Source organism: Synechococcus sp. GEYO, assembly GCF_900473955.1.
Taxonomy (GTDB): Bacteria; Cyanobacteriota; Cyanobacteriia; order PCC-6307; family Cyanobiaceae; genus Synechococcus_C.
The window spans coordinates 87,768-111,620 of the sequence record NZ_UCNL01000004.1 but is presented as its reverse complement, the minus strand read 5'-3'; the positions used below and the strand labels follow the sequence as shown (position 1 = coordinate 111,620).

23 protein-coding genes and 3 tRNA genes are annotated in these 23,853 nt (G+C 60.0%); 13 read left to right on the top strand and 13 right to left on the bottom strand.

The annotated features are described in order from the left end of the window. Positions 1-123: 123 nt before the first annotated feature. Positions 124-1,758: an NAD(P)H-hydrate dehydratase gene (locus DXY37_RS02885; protein WP_371637818.1), complete on the bottom strand. Its 1,635-nt coding sequence runs from the start codon at positions 1,756-1,758 to the stop codon at positions 124-126. On the opposite strand from DXY37_RS02885, the gene mnmA reads away from it, so the two are divergent. Next, complete coding sequence (gene mnmA / locus DXY37_RS02880) at positions 1,736-2,905, top strand: tRNA 2-thiouridine(34) synthase MnmA (protein ID WP_115125271.1); 1,170 nt, start codon at positions 1,736-1,738, stop codon at positions 2,903-2,905. The genes DXY37_RS02885 and mnmA overlap by 23 nt on opposite strands. Here mnmA and DXY37_RS02875 read toward each other — a convergent pair. Continuing rightward, entirely contained in the window at positions 2,829-4,343 is a 1,515-nt protein-coding gene (locus DXY37_RS02875) for an apolipoprotein N-acyltransferase (protein WP_115125380.1), read from the bottom strand. The two genes, mnmA and DXY37_RS02875, sit on opposite strands and share 77 nt — an antisense overlap. A gap of 53 nt (positions 4,344-4,396) precedes the next feature. Here DXY37_RS02875 and DXY37_RS02870 point away from each other — a divergent pair, with 53 nt between their 5' ends. The 4 genes from DXY37_RS02870 to sodX are packed head-to-tail and all read left to right on the top strand — an operon-like array spanning position 4,397 to position 6,286. After that, positions 4,397-4,726 (top strand): phasin family protein, encoded by a 330-nt coding sequence (locus DXY37_RS02870; RefSeq protein ID WP_115125270.1) that lies wholly within the window; start codon positions 4,397-4,399, stop codon positions 4,724-4,726. A 36-nt stretch (positions 4,727-4,762) separates the two neighbouring features. Next, positions 4,763-5,365, top strand: a complete 603-nt coding sequence (locus DXY37_RS02865; RefSeq protein WP_115125269.1) for an FKBP-type peptidyl-prolyl cis-trans isomerase — start codon at positions 4,763-4,765, stop codon at positions 5,363-5,365. Positions 5,366-5,408: 43 nt separating this feature from the next. Then, positions 5,409-5,882 (top strand): superoxide dismutase, Ni, encoded by a 474-nt coding sequence (sodN, locus tag DXY37_RS02860; protein ID WP_115125268.1) that lies wholly within the window; start codon positions 5,409-5,411, stop codon positions 5,880-5,882. A 26-nt stretch (positions 5,883-5,908) separates the two neighbouring features. Further along, positions 5,909-6,286, top strand: a complete 378-nt coding sequence (gene sodX, locus DXY37_RS02855) for a nickel-type superoxide dismutase maturation protease (protein ID WP_244276801.1) — start codon at positions 5,909-5,911, stop codon at positions 6,284-6,286. Position 6,287: 1 nt separating this feature from the next. On the opposite strand, the gene trpC is transcribed toward sodX, so the two are convergent. The 5 genes from trpC to DXY37_RS02830 form a co-directional block, all read right to left on the bottom strand. Continuing rightward, entirely contained in the window at positions 6,288-7,172 is an 885-nt protein-coding gene (gene trpC, locus DXY37_RS02850) for an indole-3-glycerol phosphate synthase TrpC (RefSeq protein ID WP_115125267.1), read from the bottom strand. A 21-nt stretch (positions 7,173-7,193) separates the two neighbouring features. After that, positions 7,194-8,642, bottom strand: a complete 1,449-nt coding sequence (gene lpdA / locus DXY37_RS02845) for a dihydrolipoyl dehydrogenase (protein ID WP_115125266.1) — start codon at positions 8,640-8,642, stop codon at positions 7,194-7,196. Next, positions 8,639-9,514 carry an RNA methyltransferase gene (locus tag DXY37_RS02840; RefSeq protein ID WP_244276800.1) on the bottom strand — a complete coding sequence of 292 codons (876 nt, stop codon included), beginning with the start codon at positions 9,512-9,514 and terminating at the stop codon, positions 8,639-8,641. Before DXY37_RS02840 ends, lpdA begins: the two co-directional genes overlap by 4 nt. 1 nt (position 9,515) lies before the next feature. After that, positions 9,516-9,764, bottom strand: coding sequence for a hypothetical protein (locus DXY37_RS02835; protein ID WP_067094226.1), 249 nt, complete (start codon positions 9,762-9,764; stop codon positions 9,516-9,518). A 408-nt stretch (positions 9,765-10,172) separates the two neighbouring features. Next, a tRNA-Leu gene (locus DXY37_RS02830) sits at positions 10,173-10,256 on the bottom strand. A 144-nt stretch (positions 10,257-10,400) separates the two neighbouring features. On the opposite strand from DXY37_RS02830, the gene murA reads away from it, so the two are divergent. From murA to DXY37_RS02805, 5 genes are all read left to right on the top strand, one after another. Continuing rightward, positions 10,401-11,699, top strand: a complete 1,299-nt coding sequence (murA, locus tag DXY37_RS02825) for a UDP-N-acetylglucosamine 1-carboxyvinyltransferase (RefSeq protein ID WP_115125265.1) — start codon at positions 10,401-10,403, stop codon at positions 11,697-11,699. 38 nt (positions 11,700-11,737) lie between these two features. Beyond that, positions 11,738-11,819, top strand: a tRNA-Leu gene (locus DXY37_RS02820). Positions 11,820-11,925: 106 nt separating this feature from the next. After that, a complete protein-coding gene (locus tag DXY37_RS02815) occupies positions 11,926-13,146 on the top strand; it encodes an aspartate aminotransferase family protein (RefSeq protein ID WP_115125264.1) in 1,221 nt (406 codons plus the stop codon). A 66-nt stretch (positions 13,147-13,212) separates the two neighbouring features. Beyond that, on the top strand, positions 13,213-14,382 hold the full coding sequence (locus tag DXY37_RS02810) for a folylpolyglutamate synthase/dihydrofolate synthase family protein (RefSeq protein WP_115125377.1): 1,170 nt from the start codon (positions 13,213-13,215) through the stop codon (positions 14,380-14,382). 23 nt (positions 14,383-14,405) lie between these two features. After that, complete coding sequence (locus DXY37_RS02805; protein WP_115125376.1) at positions 14,406-14,933, top strand: pentapeptide repeat-containing protein; 528 nt, start codon at positions 14,406-14,408, stop codon at positions 14,931-14,933. Here DXY37_RS02805 and DXY37_RS02800 read toward each other — a convergent pair. From DXY37_RS02800 to DXY37_RS02790, 3 genes are read right to left on the bottom strand one after another with little or no spacing between them, the layout of a single operon-like run. Next, complete coding sequence (locus DXY37_RS02800) at positions 14,923-16,254, bottom strand: FAD-binding oxidoreductase (RefSeq protein ID WP_115125263.1); 1,332 nt, start codon at positions 16,252-16,254, stop codon at positions 14,923-14,925. The genes DXY37_RS02805 and DXY37_RS02800 overlap by 11 nt on opposite strands. A gap of 18 nt (positions 16,255-16,272) precedes the next feature. Beyond that, positions 16,273-17,520, bottom strand: a complete 1,248-nt coding sequence (locus DXY37_RS02795; RefSeq protein ID WP_115125262.1) for an amidohydrolase family protein — start codon at positions 17,518-17,520, stop codon at positions 16,273-16,275. Further along, complete coding sequence (locus DXY37_RS02790; protein ID WP_115125261.1) at positions 17,517-17,945, bottom strand: DUF4359 domain-containing protein; 429 nt, start codon at positions 17,943-17,945, stop codon at positions 17,517-17,519. The genes DXY37_RS02795 and DXY37_RS02790 overlap by 4 nt, the downstream gene beginning before the upstream one ends. A 45-nt stretch (positions 17,946-17,990) precedes the next feature. Here DXY37_RS02790 and DXY37_RS02785 point away from each other — a divergent pair. Next, positions 17,991-18,063: transfer RNA gene (locus tag DXY37_RS02785), tRNA-His, on the top strand. Positions 18,064-18,066: 3 nt separating this feature from the next. On the opposite strand, the gene DXY37_RS02780 is transcribed toward DXY37_RS02785, so the two are convergent. The 3 genes from DXY37_RS02780 to DXY37_RS02775 all read right to left on the bottom strand — a co-directional run bounded on the left by DXY37_RS02780 (position 18,067) and on the right by DXY37_RS02775 (position 21,249). Further along, positions 18,067-19,137, bottom strand: a complete 1,071-nt coding sequence (locus DXY37_RS02780) for a DUF1611 domain-containing protein (RefSeq protein ID WP_115125260.1) — start codon at positions 19,135-19,137, stop codon at positions 18,067-18,069. Between the two features lie 195 nt (positions 19,138-19,332). Beyond that, complete coding sequence (locus DXY37_RS13000) at positions 19,333-19,533, bottom strand: hypothetical protein (RefSeq protein ID WP_136975535.1); 201 nt, start codon at positions 19,531-19,533, stop codon at positions 19,333-19,335. A 627-nt stretch (positions 19,534-20,160) separates the two neighbouring features. Continuing rightward, positions 20,161-21,249 carry a dipeptide epimerase gene (locus tag DXY37_RS02775; RefSeq protein WP_115125259.1) on the bottom strand — a complete coding sequence of 363 codons (1,089 nt, stop codon included), beginning with the start codon at positions 21,247-21,249 and terminating at the stop codon, positions 20,161-20,163. A 79-nt stretch (positions 21,250-21,328) separates the two neighbouring features. On the opposite strand from DXY37_RS02775, the gene miaB reads away from it, so the two are divergent. Together miaB and DXY37_RS02765 are read left to right on the top strand one after the other, a co-directional pair. Next, complete coding sequence (gene miaB / locus DXY37_RS02770; RefSeq protein ID WP_371637815.1) at positions 21,329-22,741, top strand: tRNA (N6-isopentenyl adenosine(37)-C2)-methylthiotransferase MiaB; 1,413 nt, start codon at positions 21,329-21,331, stop codon at positions 22,739-22,741. 40 nt (positions 22,742-22,781) lie between these two features. Beyond that, entirely contained in the window at positions 22,782-23,843 is a 1,062-nt protein-coding gene (locus DXY37_RS02765) for a D-alanine--D-alanine ligase family protein (RefSeq protein ID WP_115125257.1), read from the top strand. The last annotated feature ends 10 nt before the right edge of the window (positions 23,844-23,853 follow it).

The following is a 23,853-nucleotide window of genomic DNA, read 5'->3' as shown; positions in this document are numbered from 1 at the left end:
CTATGAATTTCACGATCAGCGATGTGTTTTCAGCAACCCTTCAGATTCGTGCGTGGAAAACGACACAAAACCCAGCGAATCGTGTAAAAAATGCAAAAAAGTCAACGCCAATTGCAGATCAAGTCAAGATCGCAACATGAAACGCGTGAGACTCGCTAATTGATCTGAAATCGCCATTGCACCACTGCTTTGTTCGCATCGCTGAGCTGCAACGGCGTGCATCAAGGCAGATGCGGCAAGGTCTTCGAAACTGAGGTTTCCCTTAGCTGCCAGACAGCGGGCACCCCAGCCAGTGGCGTGACCAGCCAGAAGATCACCCAGGCCGGTACGAGCCACCTGAGGATCAGTGTCTGAGAGCTGCCTCAAGTCGCCGCCAGGAGAAGCAATCACGCTGTGAGCACCCTTCAGCAGCACCACGGCCCCCGAGCAATCCGCCGCTGCCGCGGCCTTCTGCAGCGGAGAGTCCTGCAGGCATTCAGGGAACAAGCGCTCAAATTCACTGCCGTGGGGCGTGATCCAGGTCGGTCCGGAGCGTTTCAACAACCAGCGCCAACCACCCTCAGCAGCGGCTAGCTGATTAAGGCCATCAGCATCAATCACCAGCAGGCCGGCGAACTCCAACAGGGGCTCCGCCCATCGCTGCCAGCACCCCTGCACCATTCCCAGACCCGGCCCGAGCAAGACGGCATCCAGGCGAGCCAGATCACACGGCGCCAAAGCCTCTCCCCATTCCAGCGACCCTTGGTGATCCGACGAGAGACCCGCCCTCAGAACCACCTCAGGCGCCTGCTGCCAGAGATGCTCTGCGACGCTTTCGGGAACACAGGCCTCAACACTGCCGGCACCAGAGGCCAGGGCGCCACGCAGCGCCAGGTGGGCTGCACCTCGATAGCGCTCACTGCCGGCAATGAGCAACAAACGCCCCCGCTGATATTTCATCGCCGCCGGCAACTCCGGTGGACGCGGAAGTCCAGCAAGATCATCAGCCCGCAGGTGCAGCTCCGCCGGTGATGACAGCGACTCAGTGAGCCGCACAGGCACAGCCAGATCAATGCGGTGCAGGTGGCCCACATGCTCTAAAGCCGCGTCCTGAATGAGTCCACGCTTGATCAAGCCCACGCAGAGAGTGTGCGCAGCAATCGCGGCGCCGCCTTGCATGGGGCAACCGGAATCGGAGTCCAGGCCCGCGGGAAGATCCAGGCTCACCAAACGCCCTGGCGCCTCACACTGTCTGCGTTGGAGCAGATCAGCCAGATCGCCAGGCAATGGCCGTTTCTGACCCAGACCAAAGAGTGCCTCGATCCAGAGCCCCTGTTCAGCAGGGTCAGGAGACGACTGCAAGGGAGCAGCGCCAAGCCAAAGCAAATGGCGCCAATGCTCCTCAGTGAGGGGCTGACGCAGAGGTAAGGGCGCCCAAACCCTCACATCCACATTTGCCTCCAGCAACTTGCGAGCCACCACCAGCCCGTCTCCGCCGTTGTGGCCTGGTCCAACTAGCACCAGCACGCCGGAATCCAGTAATGGCCGACGCGCCAGAAACCAGTCAGCCATGCGCTGGCCCACCGTTTCCATCAGAGCCGCAACCGGCAGACCGCTGGCCAGCCACTGCCGCTCCAGAGTGAGCATCTGATCAGCGGAGACCAAGAGATGGTCGGCATCAGCGGGTGGCCAGATCACTACCGGGGCCCATGGCACCTCACTATGGAAAGAGAATCCCGTTGATGCCCGCCCATCCATGTCGGCAACGACGCCCAGCATTGCCGCCACGTCAGCCGGTGCCCAGGCCCTGGAGCGTCTGCAGACCTGGCCAGGTGAGCACCGCGTGGCGGTGGGCCTATCTGGTGGAGTCGACAGCTCTCTCACCGCTGCCTTGATGGTGGAGGCAGGCTGGGAGGTTGAAGGGCTCACGCTCTGGCTGATGAGCGGCAAAGGCGCCTGTTGCGCCGAAGGCCTTGTGGATGCGGCAGGAATCTGCGAGCAACTGGGCGTCCCCCATCACATCGTCGATTCGCGCGAAAACTTCGCGCGCGAAATTGTGGAAGGTTTGATCGAGGGCTATCAGGCTGGAATCACACCCTTGCCCTGTTCGCGCTGTAACCGGTCGGTGAAATTCGGCCCGATGCTCGACTGGGCACGGCAGGAACGGGGACTTGAACGGGTTGCCACCGGCCATTACGCGCGCATACGCCTGGATGAGTCCACAGGACGCTGGAAACTTTTAAGGGGTCTGGACACCCGCAAGGATCAGAGCTACTTCCTCTACGACCTCAACCAGGATGTGCTCTCCCGGGTGGTGTTTCCACTGGGCGAACTCACCAAACCCGATACCCGACTGGAAGCGGGCCGCCATGGACTGCGCACTGCGGAGAAGCCGGAGAGTCAGGACCTCTGCCTTGCGGATCATCACGGCTCCATGCGTGCGTTCCTCGACGCCTATCTGCCACCGCGACAGGGAGAAATCGTGCTTCAGGACGGCACGATTGTGGGCCATCACGATGGCATCGAGCACTTCACCATTGGCCAGCGCAAGGGACTGGGTGTGGCATGGAGCGAACCTCTGCATGTCGTGCGCCTGGATGCGGCGATGAATCGTGTGGTGGTGGCACCCCGAGCTGAGGCAGGTCGAGCCTGTTGTGAGGTGGGAGCCATTAATTGGGTCTCGATCGCACCGCCGGCTGCAGGCTTCAGCCGCAGAGTGGAAGTGCAGGTTCGTTACCGCAGCGGCCCGGTGATGGCCGATCTCACCTGCATTGAGGCCACAGATGCCGACATCGCTGGACAACGTCCCCATCGTTGCCGACTGAGATTCGACGAGCCTCAGTTCTCGATCACTCCTGGCCAGGCGGCGGTGTTCTACGAAGGCGAGTCCGTGCTGGGAGGGGGCCTGATCCAGACCTCGTCTTAAGCAGAGCACCGAACGCGACCAGGACCATCAGCCAGAGCGGCCACTCACGCCAGACCGCATACAGGGTCATGCCTTGCACTGATTCCACCCGAACCGGCAGCAGCCCCGGGAGCATGGCGGGCAGTTTTGCCTCAACGAGTCCGCGATCGGCAATCAGAGCCGTGGGGCCTGTATTGGCAACCGAAACGAGTGGCCGGGCGGTCTCCAGGCTACGCAGTTGTGCCAGTGCCAGGAACTGCCGCTGCAAGAGCAGTGGATAAGGGTCGAGATTGGCTGCTGCCAGGATCCATTGCGCGCCATTCGCCACCGCCTCGGCCAGAGCGGTTCCATTGCTGATCTCGTAACAGATGGCCACCGCCGCGGGTGGGCCGCCCCAGCGCCAGAGCCTGGAGGGCTCACCGGACTGCAGGCCTCCAACTGCCGACAAGCCGGCAAGACCGGGCAAGGAGGGAGCCCATTCCCCCAGCGGCACCAGGCGATGCTTATCGATGCTGCTGGACGGCCCTGTTGTCTCTGATGTCATCAGCAGGAGCGAGCTGCGCTGCTGGCCCGCCACGAAACGGAAGCCACCACTGATCAGGGGAATTCCGCCACCCTGTTCCAGCCCAAACTTCACGGGGAGCGTGCCCTCAGGAGCGAGCAGCAGTTGGGCCCCGTCTCGGTCGGCGCTCTCCATGGCCTCACGCAATCGCCAGGGCAGCTCTGTCTGTCGACGAACGCTGAACTTCTCACGGGTGGGAATCGCCGTTTGCCACAGGGCCATCGGCAACACCTCGTCGTCCTTCGTGCCCTGAGCAACTCCCGTGATGGCCACGGCACCAAGACCATGGGCAACCACCAGGCCAAGAACACCCCAGCGCAGAAGCCGCCAGCGCTGCTCTGCTTCAACGCGAACCCCGCACCACAAGTGCCAGAGCCACCAGCCCAGCAGCAGCTGAACAACGGCCAGTCCTCCGGCACCGAACCAACCGGCCAGACCTGCAAGCCAGCGATCAGCTGGAAGAACGCTGCCACCAACACCAATCCAAAAGAGCGGTCCCCTGGCGAGAAGCGTCTCGCTCAGGCCCCAGACCAGGGACAAAATCAAGGCCTGCAGCAAGCCGCTGCGACCAGGCAGCCAGCGCGCCAACAGACTCCATCCCGCCACAAGCAGTGCTGCAGACAGAACACAGGCCAACCAGACCAGCAGGGCAAGGGGGAGACTCAGGGGTGCCGGCACTCCCAGCCAGGTCAACGGATGCAAGGCAATCAACCAGCGATGGCTGATGGCAATCGCCACTGCAGCCCAGAGCGCCGCAGCAAGAGGTGATCGAACGACCGACCACAGCAACGCCAGGGCAGGGACCATCCACCACGGGCCTGAAAAACACAGGCCGAGTCCTGCCAGAACTCCTCCGCTCAGTCCCCGGAGCAAGGACAGTGATCGGTCATTGCCCATGGTCAGCACCATTGGATGCCGTCATCCTGAATTCAGACTGACTGCGATTCTCGATGGAGACCGCCAACCCTCTTCAGCTGCTGCTGCTCCGAGGTCTCGGAACTACCACCCTGGTGGCTGACCGTCTCCGTTACGTGACCCAGGAATGGGTGAGCAGTGGACGCCTCGATGCAACTCATGCCTCCGCACTTGTGGATGACGTGCTGAAGGCTCTGCGCGGTGAAACACCGGAACTGGAGCAGCAGATGGGGCGCAACCTCGAACGCAACCGCGACAACTTGCTCCAAGATCTCGGTCTCGCCAGCCAGAAGGAGCTCGATGAATTGCGCGGTCGTATCGACCGACTCGAGCAACAGCTGCGCCAACGCGATCGACAGGAGTGAGCCCTGCCAGAATCAGCAGGAACGAACGGACCTCCAGTGCGCGACATTCTGATCAGTTCTGCTGTCTGCGTGGCCTGCCTGATCGTGGCTCTCGTCAGTCAGATCGTGGCTCCTTCCACCGTGATCGCAGCAGCTCCGGCAGCGCAACCTGCCATCGTTCAGACCGCTGGTCTGAACAGCGCATCCAGTCCGATGGAACTGGATCCCGATGAGACCAATCCCACTCTTTTCGCCATGGCCCCCGATTCCAACCAAGCCGACGCCTCGGCACTCGGAGGCCCCATGAGCGCCGATAAAACCCAGATCCTGGCCAGCGGCCTGCGCATCACCGACATCGAGGTCGGCAGCGGCCCTGAAGCCGTCGCCGGTCAGACCGTTGTGGTGCACTACCGAGGAACGCTGGAGAACGGCAAACAATTCGATGCCAGCTATGACCGTGGTAAGCCCTTCACGTTCCCCCTGGGACGCGGCCAGGTGATTAAAGGTTGGGATGAAGGTGTCCAGGGCATGAAAGTGGGCGGCAAGCGCAAGCTGGTGATCCCACCTGAGCTCGGTTACGGCACCCGCGGGGCCGGAGGCGTCATTCCGCCGAACGCAACGCTGATTTTTGATGTCGAGCTGCTCGACATCAAGTCTTGAGCGACAGTTAGGCTGAGCGGACGGCAGTTGACCATCAACCCACATGTTCCGCTCGGCACTCTCAGCCATCTTTCGCGCACTACCTGCTGAAGCAGCACAAGCCCACTGCGATGGTCCTTGTGGGGTCTACGACCCTGCTTCAGCACGGGTTGCAGCGGAAGCTGTTCTCTCAATGACCAAGAAGCTCAAGGCCATCGAAGCGCCTGCAGCAGGTGACGCGGCAGCTCTCGCGCACTACAACAACACGTTTTCGCGCTACGTGGCGATCAAGGAAGAGGAAGCAACCAAGGCCAAGAAAGAGCTGATGATCCTCTGGACGGACTACTTCAAGCCCGATCACCTCGCCACGTTCCCCGACCTGCACGACACCTTCTGGAAAGCAGCAAAACTCTGCAGCGCCTGCAAGGTCAACATCGATCAGGGCAAGGCAGAGGAGCTGATGGCAGCCGTTGAAAAAATCCATGGCATGTTCTGGCAGTCCAAAGGCCGCAACGACGCCTGGGTCACCGCATCCTGAGTGCATCACCTACTGGGTGAACCACTGTGAACGCTCCACTTCCAGCAGCTGGTCTGAAAGATCTGCTGCTGTTTTTTTTGGGGCGACGCAGGCTGTTCCAGGTGGAGGGAGACTCGATGCTCCCCGCTCTTCAACCCAAGCAACGGCTGCTGGTGAAGCTGCGGCCCCATGACGGCAAATCGCCATCACCTGGAACGGTGGTGGTCTGCCATCACCCAAGCGACCTCAATCTGGTGATCACAAAGCGCGTCTGGCAGTCGAACGATGGCTGGCTAGAGCTCAGAGGCGATAACCCAACAGCCAGCACAGACAGCCGCCAATTTGGGCAGGTGGCCTTGGAGCAAGTGATCGGTGAAGTGACTGCTGTGATCCCACCGACAGGTCGGTCCAGCGAAGGGACCTGACTCAGCCGGATATCAATGTGCGCAGACCCTGCTCCACATCCTGCTGACGCATCAAGGCTTCACCCACCAACACCGCAGCAGCACCTGCGGCCTGAACGCGATCGAGATCAGCTCGGGCGAACAGACCCGACTCACTCACCAGCAGCGCGCCCTGGGCTTTGAGTTCGTCTGCAAACTGTTCGGCCAGTTGCTCTGTGTTGGAGATGTCGGTCTCAAAACTGGTGAGATCCCTGTTGTTGACTCCAATCAATGGGAAACCGCCAAGAGCCAGAACCCGCTGCAGTTCTTGCGCGTCATGCACTTCCACCAGCACCGTGAGTCCGATCGCCGCGGCTACTTTGCGCAGATAAGACAGATCCTGATCCGAAAGAATTCCAGCGATTAACAGTGCTGCATCAGCACCGGCAGCACGCGCCTGATAGAGCTGATGTGGACTGAGGATGAAGTCTTTGCAGAGCAAAGGCACATCCACGGCCTCGCGCACGGCGACCAGCACATCGAAACCACCCTGGAAAAAGGTCTTGTCCGTCAACACGGACAGGCAGCTGGCACCACCGGCCACATAAGAACGTGCGATCGCAACGGGATCGAAATCCTCACGGATCACACCCTTACTGGGACTGGCCTTTTTAACCTCAGCGATCACAGCTGGCAGAACAGGTGCCGATCGCAACGTGGCCAGAAAATCTCTTGCCTTGGGGAGTTCAGCAACACGTGCTTTCAGCTGCGCCAAGGGCATGCGCTGACGTGCGACTTCAATTTCCTTGTCTTTCTCCCAGACGATCTTTTCGAGGATGTTGCGGGGCTCACTCTCCTCATGAGGGATGGCATATTCGAGATGAGCCACCTGAACCTTGGGATTGGGTGGACGGCGACGAAACTCCATAGCGGCAAACGTGGGAGGTGATCAGGCAGCGGCGGTGAGAGAAGCGGCAGCCTGCTTATAGGCCACTTCAACCACTTCGCTGAGGGTCGGATGAGTATGCACTTCGGTGGCCAGCTGACGCACACTCTGACGACGGGCCACCGCATTGGAGACCTCCTGAATCAGGTCAGCGGCATGCAGTCCATAGATGTGGGCACCAAGCACCTCACCAGTGACCTTGTTAAAAAGCAATTTCATCAGGCCATCACTCTCCAGTTCAGCCAGAGCCTTGGAATTGGCCTTGAAATAGCTGCGAACCACGCCGAGCTCGAACCCCTGATCAGCAGACTGCTGCTTGGCATCGGCTTCGCTCAGCCCCACTGAGCTGATTTCAGGGTGCGTGAACGTGGCTGCAGGAATACTGCGGTAGTCGATCTCACGGGTGTGACCGAGGATATTGTCGACAGCCACCGTGCCCTGAGCAGCAGCGGTATGGGCCAGCATCAGCTTGCCGGTCACATCGCCGACAGCCCAGAGGTGGGGTACGGGCTGACCGCCAGACAGCACTCGCATGCCGTCGTCGATGGGCACAAATCCGCGGTTGGTTTCAACACCCAAAGCCTCAAGGTTGAGACCTTTGCTGCTGGGCACCCTGCCCGTGGCCACCAGCACCGCATCAACCTCCAGAGTCTCAACGGGTTCACGGGTCTGCATATCAACCAGTTCGATCACTGCGGGGGAACCGGGCTTGATCGACTGGGCCAGAACGCCTGAACGGGCATCAATGTCACGACCGTCGATCAGCTTGCGCGCAGCAAGCTTGGCGATATCTGGATCGAAGGTGGGCATCACCCGATCCAGGGCCTCAATCATGGTCACCTCACATCCGAGCGCGGTGTAAACATCGGCGAATTCCAGGCCGATGTATCCACTGCCGATGATGGCGATCCAGCGTGGAAGCCATTCCAGGTTCACGGCCTCATCACTGGTAAACACACTGCGTCCATCCGTCTCGATACCAGGCGGGACAAAGGGATCAGAACCGGTGGCGAGGATCACATCACGAGCCGAGAGAATCCTGTCGACACCGCTGATTTCACGGACTCCCACCCGCTGTGGAGCATCCAGGCGTCCCTGACCACGGATGATCGTGACACCAGCCCTCTCAAGCGTCTTGGTGAGGTTGCTGCGGATCGTGGCCACCAGTTCATTGGCGTGATCAGCGATCTTTTGGCGCTCAAAGCGAACGGGTGCCGCATGGATACCAAAGCTGGAGAGATGCTTGGCATCGGCAAGCTCTCGCACCCGGCCGGAGGCTGCCAACAAGGCTTTAGACGGAACACAGCCGCGATTCACGCAGGTCCCGCCCATATCGCGAGACTCGATGATCGCCACCTTCAGTCCGTGATCAGCGGCATGTTTGGCCGCATCGAAACCGCCATAACCGGCACCGATCACGATCACATCGAAGTCGAAACTGGCGTCGCTCACCCGGACAGCTGCATGGAGGCCGTCATTGTCGCCCGTCGGCGTTCCAAAAGGAGAGGAACGGCTGCTGAGGCGACATTGAGAGACTCAACCTGACTGCTGTGGGGAAGCGTGACCCCATGGCTGCAGCAGGCCTGCAGGGCTGGATGAAGACCTGCTGCCTCATTACCGAGCACCAACACGGTGGGACGGCACCAGTCCAGCTGCCAGTAAGGAATCACCGGTATCCCAGCTCCTGACTCAGGCACCAGCGCCGCCACCACCTGAAGACCACGATCACGGGCTGCGCTGAGCTTGTCAGTCAACTGCTCAACACCAACCGCATCTGTGGGACCCAAGCGCCTGAGCGGTAGTCGCAGCACTGCTCCAACGGCTGAGCGCACCACTTTCGGAGCCAGGGGGTCAGCACCTGCAGCAAGCCAGACCTCCTCAATATCTGCAGCCAGGGCGGTGCGCAGCAAGGTGCCGACGTTGCCGGGATCCTGCACACGATCAAGGGCCAACACAAACAATGGGGCGTCAGCAGACTCCGGCAGCTGGTCGATCGGCCAGAGACAGGCCACCCCATCGGGGTTGACCGTGGAGAGAGCTGCTCTGAGTGCTTCATCAGCCATCGGCTGCAGATCGATGTCAACCGCCGAGAGATCGATCAGATCCGCATGAGAGTCAAGCCAGGCTGGCGTCGCCATCACCTTGATCGGCATGGTCGGCCGACGCGGCAAAGACAGCAGCTCTTGCAGTTGATGCGTGCCTTCGAGCAGAAGATGTCCGTCCTGCTGACGCCCTGAGGATGTCGCCAGAGAGCGAAGACGCCGAACAAGAGGATTGCGACGGCTGGTGATCAGATCGACGCCGGAACCCGGAAGCTGATTCACCTCAAAAGCTGGCGTGCTTCCGCACCTTCAGCCCATCGTGAAGACTCAGTTCGCTGCCCTCGAGATCAACGCCGTTGACGGAGGCAATCTCACCCTTAATCCCCTCAGCTGAGAGGTTTTCCACCAGCTTCTTGATGACCTGGTCTTCAACAGCGGCCTGATCAACCTTGTCAGGAGTCAGCGCTTCCAGAAACTTGCCAACTTTGGACGCCACAACCTCTGATGAGTTGGAGATCTTCAGAACAATCATGGGCGGTGGTTGAAGCCTTCTGAGAACAAGATAGTTCGGATGGGGAAGGTTGAACTCTTGCCGCAGTGCGGCTGTCAGCGCAGTGATCTGAGCCTTCAATCAGCACCTGAGCTCAATCCGAGAAGAGGGGTCAATTGCGGGTGATCCCGTAAGTGCAGAGTCTCAGGTTCAGAGGCCTCCCTGAAGCAGTGCGATCAAACGCCTTCGAGGCTGCGTTTGCTCGCCCGAAGACGATACGGGGTGTAATTCAACGCGTCCCATTCAGCCCTCATGCATAGAGCCAACTAGCGACACTGAAATCACTCAAAAACATCCTTAATAATCAATCAGTGACAGAAAAGGTGCTGTCAAAATTGAGGCCGAACTCAAGACCCGACGAAGGTCTCATCGAGAGTTCGATTCAATCAATGCGGATGGGGAGACTTGAACTCCCACGACATTGCTGCCACTAGTACCTGAAACTAGCGCGTCTACCAATTCCGCCACATCCGCTGGCGTGTGTCGCAAAGCGACCCGTGAAACATACGACATCGGCACTCAGCCGTTGCTTCGAACGTCAAGACAGTTTGGGGGCCGGCCGTCTAGACGGTCTCAGGCATAGCCGTCAAGATAAGAATTCGGCAGGAAATAACAGGGATGACAGCCGCGGCGCCCGCGTCTCAAGACATTCTCAAGCCCCATCTTGAGATCCAAGGCGGCAACAGACTGCAAGGAGAGCTTCGTGTGAGCGGCGCCAAGAATTCCGCCCTGGTGCTGATGACAGCTGCCCTGCTGACGGAAGACACGCTGACCCTCAGCAACGTGCCTCCTCTGACCGACATCGATGGCATGGAGAGCATCCTTGTTTCGATGGGAGTGAAGGTCCGGCGCAGCAGTGAAACCATCCATCTTCAGGCTTCCGACCTCACCAGCGCAGAACCTCCCTACGAACTCGTCAACGGGCTTAGAGCCAGCTTCTTCGCAATCGGTTCAATCCTCGCTCGCATGGGCCACGCCAAGGTTCCTCTACCTGGTGGCTGTCGCATTGGTGCACGCCCTGTAGTGGAGCACATCCGCGGACTGAAAGCACTTGGGGCCGTGGTGACTGTTGAACATGGCGTGGTTTCGGCCACGGTTCCTGGCGATAGCAAACGTCTGAAAGGGGCCTCGATTGTTCTCGACTGCCCGAGCGTCGGCGCCACGGAAACGATCCTTATGGCTGCAAGCCTGGCAAAAGGCACCAGCGTGATTGAGAACGCAGCGCAGGAGCCTGAGGTTCAAGACCTCGCCAACCTGCTGAATGCCATGGGAGCTCGCATCAGCGGAGCCGGCGGTCCATCCATCACCGTTGAAGGTGTGGAGCGGCTGCACGGTTGCGACTACACGGTGATTCCCGACAGGATCGAAGCAGGCACCTTCCTGCTGGCTGCCGCAATCACGCGCTCAACGCTGCGCATCGCCCCAGTTGTTCCTGATCACCTCAACTCCGTGCTTCAGAAATTGCGCGACTGTGGTTGCGTTCTGGAGTTCGATGGCGATGGCATCGTCATCACCCCAGGCACCATCAAAGGCATTGACATCACCACCCAGCCTTTCCCAGGTTTCCCAACCGATCTGCAGGCACCATTCATGGCCTTGCTGGCGACAGCCCAAGGCACCAGCGTGATCACTGAAAAGATCTACGAGAACCGCATGCAGCATGTAGCGGAGCTGCAGCGCATGGGTGCAGCCATCCGTGTTCAAGGCAACGCCGCTATCATCGAAGGGGTTCCCTCCCTCAGTGGAGCTCCTGTGAATGGAACCGATCTGCGCGCATCAGCCGCCATGGTGCTTGCAGGCCTGGTGGCCAAGGGCAAAACGCAAGTGAGTGGCCTGAACCACCTCGACCGGGGCTACGCCGGCATCGAAGCGAAACTCACGGCCAGCGGGGCGAAGTTGGAACGTCACTGTTCCTAAGACGCTGCTCTGAACTGCATCGCCTAAAGTTGAGAAGTGGGAGCGTGGCGGAATTGGTAGACGCAGCGCACTCAAAATGCGCCGCCTTCGGGTTTGTCGGTTCAAGTCCGACCGCTCCTATTGATCCTCAAGGTTCCGACAGGATTGATCTGATCACTGGTAACGCGGCAGGACTCTGCGAGAGAATGAGTAATTGATGTCCTCCGGGCAACAACCCTGAAGATCCATGGTGGAGCCAGCGCCAGTGCCCCCTTCCGATGCGGTGATGGGCACCTATAACCGCTTCGCGCTCTCCCTCCAGCGCGGCAAAGGTTGTTGGGTCTGGGATGACAAAAGCCGTCGCCACCTCGATGCCGTTGCCGGCATTGCCACCTGCACTCTGGGGCACAGCAACAGAGCGATGCGCAAGGCTCTCACCGGGCAGCTGCGCAAGCTGCAGCACGTTTCCAATCTCTACCGAATTCCAGAGCAGGAAGCGCTGGCCAAGTGGCTGGTGAATAACAGCTGCGCAGACAGTGTTTTTTTCTGCAATTCAGGGGCTGAGGCCAACGAAGCGGCAATCAAACTGGCCCGGAAACACGGTCATCTGCGCCGAGGCATTGAACGACCGGTGATCGTCACTGCTGCGGCCAGCTTTCATGGACGCACGCTAGCCGCGGTCAGCGCCACGGGACAACCCAGATACCACCAAGGTTTTGAACCCATGGTGGAAGGCTTCGAATTCTTCCGATATAACGATCTCGCGGATTTCGAACAGCTGCTCGAGCGCCTGGAACAGAACGGTCCAAGCGTGGCCGCGGTGCTGATCGAGCCTCTTCAGGGCGAAGGAGGCGTAAATCCAGGTGATCCCGAGGTGATGCAGGCGATCCGTGAGCACTGCGATCAACGCAACATCCTGCTGATCTTCGATGAAGTGCAGGTGGGGATGGGCCGAACCGGCACGCTCTGGGGTTATGAGCAGCTCGGTGTTCGTCCCGATGCCCTCACCCTGGCCAAAGGCCTAGGAGGCGGACATGCCGTCGGCGCGCTGATGGTGCGCCACAACGCCGATCTGTTTGAACCGGGCGACCACGCCAGCACCTTCGGCGGTAACCCTTTCGCTTGCCAGGCCTGTCTGACGGTGGCCAGCGAAATCGAAAGGCGCAATCTGCTGCGCAATGTGCGCGAGCGGGGCGCCCAGCTGCGTGAGGGACTCAACAGGCTCGTGGACCATTTCCCCAATTATTTGGAGGGATCGCGTGGTTGGGGGCTGCTTCAGGGCCTGGTCTTCAAGGAAGACTGCGGGATCACTGCGGCGGACGTGGTGAAAGCAGCTCTCGAGGAACAGTTGCTGGTGGTGCCCGCCGGTGCTCAGGTGGTGCGCATGGTGCCCGCTCTGGTGATCAATGCCCGAGAGATCCAGGTCCTCCTCACACGCCTGGAACGCGCCCTGAACCGTGTGAGCTGAGTGACGCCACAGGGAAATCCCCCCCATGAACTGAGTGATCTGCTGCCGCGCTTTGATGTGCGTGGCATGGACCTGTCGCTGGACAGGATGACCATCGCCCTGGAGCATCTACATCAACCGGCTCGGTCGATTCCTGCCGTTCAAGTCGTCGGCACCAACGGCAAGGGGTCCATCGCCTGCCTAATCCACTACGGCTTGATGGCGGCCGGTTTGTGCTCAGGCCTCACCACATCGCCCCATCTGGTGAGTTGGTGTGAACGCATCCGCATCAACAACCAGTTGATCTCGATCACGGCCTTGCGACAGACGCTCGAGCAGTTGCAACCACTGACCGAACAATGCCGCCTCACTCCATTCGAGCAACTGATCTGCAGCGCGCTGATTCACTTCGAAGCCCAGAGGCCCGACTGGCTCGTTCTGGAAGCAGGACTGGGAGGCCGACTGGATGCCACCACAGCCCACAGTTGGCGGCCTCTGATCGCTGTAGCGTCGATCGGCATGGACCATCGCGAGCATCTGGGCCCCAGCCTTCATGCCATTGCAGCAGAGAAAGCCGCGGCCATTGGTGAGGGTGCCCACGTGATCAGTGCAAGCCAAGAACCCGAGGTATCTGCGGTGCTCGAGCAACGAGTCAACGAGGTCAAAGGCACCCTGCAGTGGGTCGATGCACTGGATGAAAGCTGGAACCTGGGTCTTTCAGGGGCCTTGCAGAAACGCAATGGGGCTGTTGCGGCAGCTGCACTGCAGTGGATGAGCACACGCAATGAGGTGATCTCAAGCCGAGCCATTCGTGAAGGCTTTGCAGCGGCACGCTGGCCCGGGCGCTTGCAGTGGATGCGCTGGAGGGGCTTGAGGCTGCGGGTGGACGGAGCCCACAATCCACCCGCCGCCATCCAGCTGGCACGAGAACGTTGCAGTTGGTCATCCGCAGGCAGCCGGCAGATCTGGATCCTGGCGATCCAGGCGCAGAAACAGGCACCGGAGATGCTTCAACAGCTGCTCGGCCCTCTTGATGAGGCCTGGATTGTGCCGGTGCCTGGGCATCGCAGCTGGAGATTGGAGCAACTGAAGCCAGCGCTGCCGCTGCAGGCCCATCAACTGAAGTCAGCTGAGACTGCTCTGGAGGCACTCAATCAGCTGCTTGATCAGGGCTGGCCCGGATCCGCCCCGGTGATCGCCGGATCTCTCTATCTGATAGGCCACTTAATGGAAAACGGCACATTGGAGGCAGAGTGAACGTCAAGCCACTCGCTGGAACCATGAAATCGCTGCTGAAGCTGCTTGCCGCACTCACCCTGGTGATGACCTGGCTGACGCCGCTGACTGTTCTGGCCCTCGATACCTCTGCTGGGGTGGGACTTCAGGACAGGGCTCTGTTTCAAGACCGGGTGGATTACACACTCACCAATCAGAGCGATGCTGACTTTCACGACCAGCAACTCACCAACACCTCCTTCGCAGGCGCCGTGGGACGCGGAGCTGATTTCAGCGGCGCCAACCTGCATGGGGCGATCTTCACGCAGGGAGCTTTTGCAGAGGCTGATTTTCATGGAGCCGATCTCAGCGATTCGCTGATGGACCGGGCCGACTTCACGCGAACGGATCTGCGCGATGCTCTGCTGATCGGTGTGATCGCTGCCGGCAGCAGTTTTGCAGGAGCCGATGTGGAGGGAGCTGACTTCAGCGACGCGCTGCTGGACCGGGATGATCAGCGCCGGCTCTGCCAAGTTGCTGAAGGCGTCAATTCCAGCACTGGTGTCTCCACCCGCGACAGCCTCAACTGCTGAACCCGCCAAGTTTTCCCGGATTGAGCAGTCCGGCGGGGTCGTAACGGTGCTTGGTGGCCACCTGATCCCCATCCACCACACCAAGGCCACCACCTTCCACGGTGAGCACATGCGGATTGAAGATCAGTGCGCCGAGATCTCGACACTCCTGCATCAATCGCTCCAGTGCTTCAACGCCGCGCCAGCGCACCAGTGGAAGTGATGCGAGCCGCTGAACGCCCTGCTGCCTGACAGCCTCCAGATGCCAGAGCAGATCATCACCCCAGGCCTGCTTGAGTGTGCTCAAACAGTCGATCTCCGGTTGGGGCAGCAGCATCTGCAGGTAGGTCCAGTCAGGATCGCGCTGGCGCAGATGCAGCGTCGTGTGGTTCCAGCTCAGCTCTCTCAGACCATTGCCTTGGCGGTCGGACTCCGCCCCGAGATGGGTCAGAACAGCCCCCATATCTGCCGCCAGCCGCTGAACCGTGCTCACCGCATCGGGAGCTACCAGCAGCAATAAGCGATCAGAAAGGCGCTGAGGCAGATCCCACTTCGGCAGCAACTCAACCACTGCTGCCTCCAGAACGGTGCAGAGATGCAGGTCAATCGCTGCTGAACTGCAACGTCTTGCCAGCTCCACTGCCGTCGCCCAGTCCGGACAATCCACAACCACTTCCTGCCAATCAACACGCAGTGCCGTGGCCAGCCGCAGTGCCGTGATGATGCCATTGGTGCCGTAGGCATGGTTCAACGCCTCGGCATCGCTGGCCTCGAGCTGAAGGACCCGCGGCTCCTGCTCCATGGTCACCACTTCCAGTCCGAGTAGGTGCCCCGGATCGCGAAGAAACCCCCAGCGCACGGAGCCGATTCCACCAGAACCACCGGCAATGAATCCACCGATCGTGGCGCTGCGCCAGGTGCTTGGCATCAGACGCAACTGCCGTCCAAAACCGGCCAGCTCCCGATTGAGATCTTTCAGCAGGCATCCGCACTCAACCTCGGCAACGCCGCTGACCTGATCAATGGAGCGCACGGCCCTCAGCTGGGTCATCACCATCACCACCCCAGATTCCAACGGCACGGACTGGCCGTAATTGCCCGTGCCTGATCCACGCAGGGTCAGAGGCACGGCATGACGCCGGCAGGCTGCGGCCACGCGAACAACCGCCTCCACGCTGTCCGGCCTCACTACAAGCTCTGCTCGGCAGTGAGCCAACCGCTGCGACAGCACCGGCGAGTAGTCGTAGGCATCACGAGACAACCGTTCCAGTTCCTCCGGCTGCGATAACAACCTGAGGCCAGGGACTGCTGCCAGCTCAGTTCGCAGGGCATCAGGAAGCATTGGTCGGTCTGAAAGGCGTTACGACCAATCCTGCACCCAATGTCCACCGGCAAGAACCCGGCGTGGACAAGCCATCGCCAGCAACTCAGGCCAGCCAGCCTCGGGCAGATGAATCAGATCCGCCGGTGCTCCGGCCCGCAGGCACCCGTCCCAGGCAAGGCCCATCAGCCGAGCCGCATCGGTGCCGAACGGCTTCATCCCATGGTCATCCCAGGGGGCGAGTTGGGCCAGGGGGAGACACATGGCGATCAGGGCCAGAGGATCGAGCCGCCCTCCTGGGAACCAGGGATCTTGAACGTTGTCACCACCCACGGCGACGGAAACACCTGCGCGCTGCAGCTGCCGAATCGGTGCCAACGGCCGGCGCAAAGGCGTCTCATTGTCTCGATGACCCAGCAACCAGCCATTGGTGAGCGGCAACGCCACCACCTGCAGGTTCTGACGGGCCATACGGGTAGCTAACCGCTGCAATGAACCGGCTGACAGCAGCGACAGGCTGCTGGCATGGCTGCAAGTGACAGGAACAGACAGGCTCATGCTCTCAAGCACACGCAGCAGCTGTCGCACCCCAGCCGCCGGATGGGAGGCCGCTTCATCGATATGCAGATCCACAGGGCAGCCATGTTGATCGGCAAGCTCCAGCAGTCGGCGCAGGGCCCGGCGCGTCGCTCGACCTCGACATGGAGGAGCAAGAACACCGCCGATCACGCCCTGGGCCTGGGCCACCTCAGCCGCCAAGTGTTCACCCTCGGGCGTCGACCAGTGCTCCACCGGCACCAGCGCAACAAGTTGCAGCTCGATGCGCTCACGCCACCGAGCTCGCATAGCCGACAACACCTCCCAGCTGCAGTTCGCACCAGGCCCGAGGCTGTCGATGTGACTGCGCACGGCCCTCAGGCCATGGTCCCAAGCCAGTTGCAAAGCACGTTCCGCACGCTGCTGAACCCGCTCGGCCGAGCGGGTCTCGTGTTCCCTGAAGTTGGCCGCCAAGGCGCCTGAATAAGTCCCAGCTGGATTGGGATACTCGTTCCAGGAGAATGCCTTATCCAGATGGGCATGGGGTTCTACCAATCGGGGTAGCAACAGACCCGTGGCCTCCGATGTGGCTTTCACCGACTGGATCCTGCTGCCAGACCAGGACAGGACCACGGGAATCAACCCATCCACATCAGCCGTTGGCGACGGATCAGAGCCCAGATCGAGTAAAGAGCGCGGACACCGTGCTCTCAACTCACCGGATGCCAACGAAACCCCTGCTGTGCTCATTCGAGCTTGCCGGCATCCGAATGAGCGTTGAGCACCCAAAACTGGCCTGCAAGTCCAAGGCTGGTCACTGAGTAGCGCGGCAATCGCAAGGCGGGCAAGAGGTTCTGACCACCCACAGTCGTGACATACACACTGGCCAGCCCGAGGTTCCAGCGACGGGTGAACTGGTCGGCCAGCAAGGCCAGCGCCGGCTCTTGATCGGCGATTAAGCGCGGACAATCACTGATCCAAAGCTGCAGCACCATCGGCAAGGTCTGACGCTCACAGACCTCCTTGGTGGCCAGATTCACCAATGTTTCCCCGGCAAAGTCCTGGTAATCGTCCCTGGTGGGATTGGTCACGAACAGAGCAGCACAGCTTCCTGCCACCACCAGCAAAGCTGCAGCCACCGTTACTGAAGGCCAGCGCCAACGAGGCGAAGACATGGGGGGTGTCACTGCAGGGCGAATTGATAGATTCTTACTGACGCGGCGGGCGTCGCCAAGTGGTTAAGGCAGCGGCTTGTGGCGCCGCTATTCGGGGGTTCGAATCCCCTCGCTCGCCCTTTCAACCTTTGACCAGGTGTTCTGTTTCAGGGCTCATCAATGCCTGAAGCAGATCATCGGCTCCATGCCGGATGGGATCCCTGCAAACAATCCCGAGACGTTCGCCCACCTGCTCGACAACCTTCAACGCCTGCTGATCATCCAGCCGGGCTGTGTTCAGTGCCAGTGCCCGCACCCTGGGAGCGGCAGGGCTGCCGATAGGGCGAGCGATGGCTGCCAGCGATTCACAGATCGCCACCAGCTCCTCCAGAGAAGGCAGTGGGATGTCCGGCAGCCGATCAATCGTGGACTGCTGAGCGCGATGGACCATCATCAGCGCCGTTGGCTGACTTCCCCTCAGCAAGGGCAGGGTGGCCGTGGAACCGGGATGGCAGAGCGATCCCTGACCCTCCACGAGCAGCAGACCCTTGGGCGGCAGAATTTTCGCCGCTGACAGCACAGCGGCTTCCACAGCACCGGCAGCGAAATCAACCCGAACCGCATCCAGAGGGACCCCCTGGCCACTGATCAGGATCCCTGCCTGACCGGTCCCCACGAAAGCGGAGGGAACTCCTGCCCGAGTGGCGGCCTCGTGCACAGCCAAACAGGCGCTCATCTTGCCGACAGCCATATCCGTTCCCACGGCTAAAATGCGCTGGCAGGGGAGCGTCGCAGCGCGAGCTTTGCCCACGCCGAGTCCGGCGGGCTCACGGCGCAGGTCCCAGATCCAGCGACCGGGTTGCAACGCTGTTTGCAGCTCCTGGTCATCGTTCAGATAGCTGTGCAGACCACTGGCGATAGACAGACCAGCATCGAGTGCCGCCAACACATCGGTCCGCATGGCGTCGGGCAAACCCCCTCCTGATGGCGCCAGACCGACAACAGCAACCGTTGGTCCGTAGGGGAGCGCTTCCGCCAGATCGCGCACCACAGGCACTGGCCTAGCAATGCCTGTGACAAGGTCCAGCCTCTCTCCAGCATGCTCAGGATCAATCACAGCCACGATCGGACCAGGTCGATGGCGCAGCATCGCCAATCCGGTCTTGCCAGTGAGCGACGCCAACCCCCCGTGCTGCATCAGCACCAGAGGCATGGCAGCAAAGCCTGAAGGGCACTGAGTGATGGATTCAAAACTCAAGCGATCGCGGCCACAGCAGTGACCATGGATCTAGCAACGCCCACCAGCATGCGCGCCCAACAAGCGAGGACCGACCCTGAAGCGTGAATCAACGGCAAGGAACACCGATCACTGACATGACGCACAACGCGACCACGCAACAAAAAATCATCAACTCAATGAAAAGTCACGATTTTTTGTGTCGCTGGCAGCCGCAAAAGCAGGCCATTGGAGACCAATGACACAGAACACTGTAGAAACTTGATTGTCATTGATAAGCAAAAAATATTTTTGTGTTTTGCTCAATCTCGAGCAGCAGTGCTGATTAATGTTCTCTTCAGAAGGCTGCGTTTTTCCGGGGGCACGACTCATGTCCAAAGGACTGAAAGAGGCAAGTTTTTTCGGCGCCACATTCCTGCTAGGCCTGGCCACATTGGAGACACTGCTGCATTTCGCTGGCTTCTGAACAGCTTTTTGAAGCCTGAAGCACACTTCACGAGTGAATCAGCCAGTGCTTTCGGAAGTACACGATTTAATCGTGGCGATCCATTTGAGATTACGGTAATTGAACCTCGACTGAAAAGCGAAGCGACGATGCTGCAGACGATCACAGGAACAGCATGCATGGACCAACCTTCATGGCACTGCGCATGCAGATCAAAGAGACAGAACAGCTGATTGTGGGCCGACGTTGAGCTAAAAAATGCTCCACAATTTCCAGAAAAGCTCTAGCTAAATCGGCGGTCCATCAGGCTGCGCAGAACAGTCTTCGATGCATGATTTTGAAAACCATGCAATAATGTTTAAACGCCGAAGAGCCCAGAAGGGTCCACTGCGCGAGAACCGATAAGTCGAACTCAAATGAATCGAAGAGAGATCGCTCCCCTTCGGGAGTGGAGAAGGTCTGGCAAACCTGCCAAGGCCTATCAAATCACTGGCTACGAGTCGCCCCAGAGACGTCGTTACTTACGTGAGCTGGCAGAACAAGAGGCCAGCCAATCAGCCTGAACCCATCGCTGTGCTGCTGATTCCCAACCCAGCAGAAATCGGGGGAGATAGTTTGTCTTGGTCAAGCGGAAGCCCGAGATAAGGATCGTCCACAAGATTCAGATGACTGTCGAGGTCTGGCCAGCGGATCAATGGCAACAGCTGGCATGCCGCTCCATTGAGCAGTGTGCTGTCTGAATAACAGCCCACCATCAGATCCAGGTTCAATCTCTCAGCGACTCTGGCTATCAACAAGGCCTCCGTTAATCCACCGGTTTTGAGCAATTTGAGATTGACCCCATCCACATGAGGGGCCAAGCGCAGCAGATCCTTCAGATCCCAGCAGCTTTCGTCGGCAACAAGCGGCATGCTGCAGTGCTCTCGCAACGCCGCAAAACCCTGCAAATCCTCCTGAGGATCAAGGCTTGCAGCGACAGGCTGCTCCAGCAGAACTACATCAGCAGCCACGAGCTCTGCTTGCATCTCCCTGGCTTGCTGCACGGTCCAACCACCATTGGCATCGACCTGAAGCTCATGGGCCTCGCCGGTCTGCTCTCGGCGGGTTTGAAGCATCGACGCCACCGCTCGCAGCAGTGCCTTGTCATGGTCGAGGCCGTCAGGACTGCCCAGCTTGAGCTTGATACGGGTGGCGGGCAGTTGCGTCCACCAGCGATGGAGCCGCTGCTGCACACCCTCCACCGAAGCCAGGCCCAGGGTGACGCTGGTGGCCACAGCGCAGCGTCCATCCAGGCCGAACAATCGCCAGATCGGTTGCTGCAAGTATTGACCCCACCAATCCAAGAGCACCAGATCCACAGCACAACGCGCAGGTGGGGAGAGGCTGCTCAGCAGCGGATCTACAACACTGCGATCGACAGGATCAAGCCTTTTGAGAGCGGGCAGCGCACCCTGGAGTTCAGCCTCGATGCCGTCCAATCCATAGGAGCGGTGACCGGTGTCTAAACCACCGGTTTCACCCCGACCGGTGATCCCGTCATGGCTAAGGCACAGTTCAAGCCGTTCCACTGCTGATGTGGTGCCTCGGCTAATCGCCAGAGGAACCGCCTTGGTGAGCGGAAACCGACACAGAGACCAGCCCATGCAACGTGCCCACTGAACTTCAAAGTGACACAGGACGTTTGTGAACCACACTGAAGGAAGGTTCCCTCGTCGGCGGTCCATCGGACGGCCCTCCGCCTTGACCGTTACCGCCTCTCCCTCAACCGCTCAAGTGCCAGTCCTGGAGCGGGGCAGTTACTGGATCACCACCTTCGGCTGCCAGATGAACAAGGCTGATTCCGAGAGAATGGCCGGCATCCTGGAGTCGATGGGGTATCGGGAGGCCACGGCCGAGCTCGATGCCGATCTGGTGCTCTACAACACCTGCACAATCCGCGACAACGCGGAGCAAAAGGTCTACAGCTACCTCGGGCGCCAAGCACGCCGGAAACGCATCAACCCCCATCTCAAACTTGTGGTCGCGGGCTGCGTTGCCCAACAGGAAGGTGAATCACTGCTGCGGCGCGTGCCCGAACTGGATCTGGTGATGGGCCCTCAACACGCCAATAGGCTGGAAACCCTGTTGCAGCAAGTTGACAGCGGTCAGCAGGTGGTGGCGACTGAAGAGCACCACATTCTTGAAGACATCACCACCGCGCGCCGCGACAGCAGCATCTGCGGCTGGGTCAACGTGATCTATGGCTGCAACGAACGCTGCACCTACTGCGTTGTGCCCTCCGTGCGTGGCAAGGAACAGTCGCGCCTACCGAATGCGATCAGGCTGGAAATGGAAGGTCTAGCCGCGCAGGGGTACCGGGAAATCACCCTGCTGGGCCAAAACATTGATGCTTATGGCCGCGATCTCCCTGGCATTACTGCCGAAGGACGGCGCAAGAACACACTCACCGACCTGCTTTATCACGTTCATGACGTTGAGGGAATTGAACGGATCCGTTTCGCCACCAGCCATCCCCGTTACTTCACCAGGCGTTTGATTGATGCCTGCGCCGATCTGCCCAAGCTCTGCGAACACTTCCATATCCCCTTCCAGAGCGGAGACAACGACGTGCTGCAGGCCATGGCGCGCGGATACACCATCGAGCGTTACCGCAAGATCATCGACCACATCCGTAAGCGCATGCCTGAGGCCTCTCTCAGCGCCGATGTGATAGTTGCGTTCCCCGGCGAAACCGACGCCCAGTTCAGACGAACCCTGCAGCTGATCGAGGAGATCTGCTTTGACCTGGTGAACACGGCCGCCTATTCACCACGGCCCAACACCCCAGCTGCGAACTGGGAGAACCAGCTCCCCGAGGACGTGAAAGTGGCACGTCTTCAGGAGATCAATGCTCTGGTGGAGCGCTGCGCCAAGGAGCGCAATGCTCGCTACGCCGGCCAGGTCGAAGAGGTGCTTGCAGAGGGCATCAATCCCAAGGACCCCACGCAGCTGATGGGACGAACGCGCACGAACCGCCTGACGTTTTTCACTGCAGTGGGCGCCGATGGCAGGAACTATCAGCCGGGCGACCTGGTTCAGGTTCGGATCAATGCGGTGCGTTCGTTCTCTCTCAGTGGCACTCCCGTGCACGGCTGATACGTTTGCGGCGCAGACCTTCTTACAGATACTTCCCCCCATGCCGACTTCTCCTCTCCGCGTTGGCGTGGTGTTCGGAGGTGCTTCCGGGGAACACGACGTTTCAATCCGGTCCGCCTCAACGGTGATCAAAGCCCTGGCCGACCCCAGCAATCGGGAGAGGTTCCAGGTGACCCCCCTCTACATCGACCGTGAGGGGCGCTGGTGGCCGGACACCATCGCCAAACGCGTGCTGGAGAGAGGAGCAGCACTGACCGATGACCAGCTGCCTCAGCCACTGCCAGCATGTGGACTGCGCCAGTTGCCGGTGGATCCCGATCAAATCGATGTCTGGTATCCGGTTTTGCACGGACCCAACGGAGAAGACGGCACGGTTCAAGGTCTGTTCACGCTGATGCAACAACCCTTCGTGGGTTCAGGCGTACTGGGATCCGCCGTGGGCATGGACAAGCTGGCTATGAAAGCAGCCTTTGCAGACGCCGGCCTCTGCCAGGTTCCTCACATCGGAGTCAACGCGGCTGACCTCAACAATCCAGAGCAGCTGGAACGCCTGCTGATCAGGCTGGAGAAGGAGCTCGGCTATCCCTGCTTCGTGAAGCCCGCCAACCTCGGCTCATCCGTGGGCATCAGCAAGGTGCGCAATCGCGATGAACTCCTAGCAGGCCTGCGACTGGCAGCGAAACTCGATCCACGTTTGGTGGTGGAACAGGGCGTCACGGCTCGGGAGCTGGAATGTGCCGTCCTGGGGCGTGCGCATCTGAAGGCTTCCGTTGTGGGTGAAGTGCGGTTCGACGCCGATTGGTACGACTACGAGACCAAATACACCGAAGGACGCAGTCAAACGCTGATCCCGGCACCCCTACCCGATGCCGTCAGCCAGCGGATTCAGGCCATGGCCGTTGCTGCCTGCCGGGCCGTTCACGCCTATGGACAGGCTCGTGTGGACGTCTTCTACGACGAAGCGAATGGGCAGATCTGGCTAAATGAGATCAACACACTGCCGGGCTTCACCTCTCAGAGCATGTATCCCACTCTCTGGGAAGCCTCCGGTATTCCTTTGCCACAGCTAGTGGCGGAGCTGGTGGCTACAGCGCAAGAATGAGCCCTCTGCC

Excerpts from the sequence above, each read along its gene's own strand:
- DXY37_RS02835 (WP_067094226.1), bottom strand. The coding sequence starts at position 9,764 with ATGATTGTTCTGAAGATCTCCAACTCATCAGAGGTTGTGGCGTCCAAA.
- DXY37_RS02775 (WP_115125259.1), bottom strand. The coding sequence starts at position 21,249 with ATGGGCTGGTCTCTGTGTCGGTTTCCGCTCACCAAGGCGGTTCCTCTG.
- DXY37_RS02875 (WP_115125380.1), bottom strand. The coding sequence starts at position 4,343 with ATGGGCAATGACCGATCACTGTCCTTGCTCCGGGGACTGAGCGGAGGA.
- DXY37_RS02800 (WP_115125263.1), bottom strand. The coding sequence starts at position 16,254 with ATGCTTCCTGATGCCCTGCGAACTGAGCTGGCAGCAGTCCCTGGCCTC.
- DXY37_RS02780 (WP_115125260.1), bottom strand. The coding sequence starts at position 19,137 with ATGCCTCTGGTGCTGATGCAGCACGGGGGGTTGGCGTCGCTCACTGGC.
- DXY37_RS02810 (WP_115125377.1), top strand. The coding sequence starts at position 13,213 with ATGGACCTGTCGCTGGACAGGATGACCATCGCCCTGGAGCATCTACAT.
- DXY37_RS02790 (WP_115125261.1), bottom strand. The coding sequence starts at position 17,945 with ATGTCTTCGCCTCGTTGGCGCTGGCCTTCAGTAACGGTGGCTGCAGCT.
- DXY37_RS02805 (WP_115125376.1), top strand. The coding sequence starts at position 14,406 with ATGAAATCGCTGCTGAAGCTGCTTGCCGCACTCACCCTGGTGATGACC.
- sodN (WP_115125268.1), top strand. The coding sequence starts at position 5,409 with ATGTTCCGCTCGGCACTCTCAGCCATCTTTCGCGCACTACCTGCTGAA.
- DXY37_RS02765 (WP_115125257.1), top strand. The coding sequence starts at position 22,782 with ATGCCGACTTCTCCTCTCCGCGTTGGCGTGGTGTTCGGAGGTGCTTCC.
- DXY37_RS02815 (WP_115125264.1), top strand. The coding sequence starts at position 11,926 with ATGGTGGAGCCAGCGCCAGTGCCCCCTTCCGATGCGGTGATGGGCACC.
- DXY37_RS13000 (WP_136975535.1), bottom strand. The coding sequence starts at position 19,533 with ATGAGTCGTGCCCCCGGAAAAACGCAGCCTTCTGAAGAGAACATTAAT.
- trpC (WP_115125267.1), bottom strand. The coding sequence starts at position 7,172 with ATGGAGTTTCGTCGCCGTCCACCCAATCCCAAGGTTCAGGTGGCTCAT.
- DXY37_RS02795 (WP_115125262.1), bottom strand. The coding sequence starts at position 17,520 with ATGAGCACAGCAGGGGTTTCGTTGGCATCCGGTGAGTTGAGAGCACGG.
- mnmA (WP_115125271.1), top strand. The coding sequence starts at position 1,736 with ATGTCGGCAACGACGCCCAGCATTGCCGCCACGTCAGCCGGTGCCCAG.
- DXY37_RS02885 (WP_371637818.1), bottom strand. The coding sequence starts at position 1,758 with ATGCTGGGCGTCGTTGCCGACATGGATGGGCGGGCATCAACGGGATTC.
- murA (WP_115125265.1), top strand. The coding sequence starts at position 10,401 with ATGACAGCCGCGGCGCCCGCGTCTCAAGACATTCTCAAGCCCCATCTT.
- DXY37_RS02870 (WP_115125270.1), top strand. The coding sequence starts at position 4,397 with ATGGAGACCGCCAACCCTCTTCAGCTGCTGCTGCTCCGAGGTCTCGGA.